The 1,874-nt window shown below is 59.1% G+C and carries 4 protein-coding genes; 1 reads left to right on the forward strand and 3 read right to left on the reverse strand.

Features of this window, described 5'->3' with window-relative positions:
* The 3 genes from tnpC to AQ981_RS28625 form a co-directional block, all read right to left on the reverse strand.
* Positions 1 to 1,014: IS66 family transposase (gene tnpC, locus AQ981_RS25220; RefSeq protein WP_058914507.1), on the reverse strand; the 1,014-nt coding region annotated here is incomplete at its 3' end.
* A gap of 49 nt (positions 1,015 to 1,063) precedes the next feature.
* Positions 1,064 to 1,411 (reverse strand): IS66 family insertion sequence element accessory protein TnpB, encoded by a 348-nt coding sequence (gene tnpB / locus AQ981_RS25225; RefSeq protein WP_058914508.1) that lies wholly within the window; start codon positions 1,409 to 1,411, stop codon positions 1,064 to 1,066.
* Positions 1,408 to 1,740, reverse strand: coding sequence for a transposase (locus AQ981_RS28625; protein WP_420809811.1), 333 nt, complete (start codon positions 1,738 to 1,740; stop codon positions 1,408 to 1,410). The genes tnpB and AQ981_RS28625 overlap by 4 nt, the downstream gene beginning before the upstream one ends.
* On the opposite strand from AQ981_RS28625, the gene AQ981_RS28325 reads away from it, so the two are divergent.
* Positions 1,678 to 1,874 (forward strand): hypothetical protein (locus tag AQ981_RS28325; RefSeq protein WP_058914509.1); only part of this gene is annotated, 197 nt, incomplete at its 3' end. The two genes, AQ981_RS28625 and AQ981_RS28325, sit on opposite strands and share 63 nt — an antisense overlap.

The following is a 1,874-nucleotide window of genomic DNA, read 5'->3' on the forward strand; positions in this document are numbered from 1 at the left end:
GATTTTACGGCGGGCGTGAGCCCAGCAGGCGGCTTCCGTTATCCGGCCATCGCGGTACAGCTCGTTGAACCCGGCATACGCATCCGCCTGCAGCACCCCACTGAACCCCGCAAGATGGGTCTGCGGATGGAGCCCTTTTCTGTCCGGACTGTAAGCGAACCACACTGCCGGCGCCAGCGCAGACCCGGCGTTGCGGTCATCACGAACATACGTCCACAACCGCCCGGTCTTCGTCTTCTTGTTACCCGGCAGCAGCACCTGGACGGGGGTATCATCGGCATGGAGTTTGCCGTCGGTCAGGACATAGCTCTGAAGCGCCTCTTCCAGCGGCGACAGCAGCCGGCAGCACGCATCCACCCAGCCCGACAGCAGTGAACGGCTCAGCTCCACGCCCTGGCGACGGTATATTTCAGACTGGCGATACAGCGGGGTGTGCTCTGCATATTTTGAGGTCAGCACGCGGGCCAGCAGCCCCGGTCCGGCGATACCCCGCTCGATGGGGCGTGAAGGCGCGGGGGCCTGCACGATGGCATCGCACTGAGTACAGGCATGTTTTTCCCGCACGGTCCGGATAACCCGGAAGGCGCTGCGCATCAGCTCCAGTTGTTCGGCGGCATCCTCACCCAGGTAGCTCAGCGCACCGCCACAGTCCGGGCAACACGGCTCCGCTGGCAGCAGCCGTTTTTCGTCACGGGGGAGTGATTCGGGGAACGGCTTGCGGGTGCGGGTCTGACGCAGCGGGCGCTGCACTTCCGGGTCATCCACCCGGCCGGTCAGCGTATCGCTTTCTTTCTGAAGCGCCTTCAGGTCAGCCTCCATCTGTGCGATACGCCGGGAGACCTTTTCTGAACGGCTGCCGAAGTTCATCCGGCGCAGTTTATCCAGCTGCGCCTGCAGGTGGTCTATTTCGCGCTCCCGGTCGGCCAGCTTTTCCAGCAGGGTCCGGTTCAGCGCTTCCTGTTCGGCAAGGCGCTGTTTCAGCAGAAGGATGTCGTCAGAAGAGGTGTCGTTCATAAACCCGTATTTTACCAGGCTTATTCTGCGACCACCAGGATAAAGAGGCCTACAGCATAGTCAGGGACGTAAGCAGTCTTTTAGGCTGCCGCCAGTCGATACCTTCAAGGAGCATTGCCAGCTGCGCCGGGGTCAGGAACACTTTGCCATCGCGGGCTGACGGCCAGGCAAAGCGCCCGCGCTCCAGTCTTTTGGTCAGAAGACACAGCCCGTCTCCGGTAGACCACAGTAGTTTGACCTGACTGCCGCTGCGGCCCCGGAAGATGAAGACGTGGCCGGACATCGGGTCGTCTTTCAGCGCCGTCTGCACCTTTGCGGCCAGGCCGTTGAAGCCGTTGCGCATATCGGTAATGCCGGCAACCAGCCAGATTCTGGTGCCTGCAGGTAGATTTATCATACAGGCCCCCGCATCAGTTCACGCAGGACAGTGGTGATGAGTTCAGTTGAGGGATGAGTCAGCGTTATATCTCCGCCACGACATTTTATGTGACAGGTAGTCTGGGGTGAACAGGATGGCGGTTCGAACGTTGGGGGAGATGTCTCAGCCCGAAGCTGCACAGGTATGAGAGCAGGAAGCGACGATGAGTTTTTCCGTGGATGGCAGACCCGTCCTTCACGTTGCCAGAGTCTTATCCATTTAAAGAGCAGGTTATCATTGACGTCATGTTGTCGGGCCAGCGCAGCAACACTTCCTTCTTCTTCAAGAGCCAGCCTGACCAGTTCCATTTTAAATTCAGGGGAATATCGTTTTCGGGGAAGTTTTTCTTTGGCGCGCATCAGGTGTCCACCTGCAAAATAAGTGGGGGCTTAAGTTACAGGATCGTGGTTTCTGAGCCAGACGGTACTGAGATGACGCTTAC

It is taken from the genome of Entomohabitans teleogrylli, assembly GCF_001484765.1.
GTDB classification, from domain to species: domain Bacteria; phylum Pseudomonadota; class Gammaproteobacteria; order Enterobacterales; family Enterobacteriaceae; genus Entomohabitans; species Entomohabitans teleogrylli.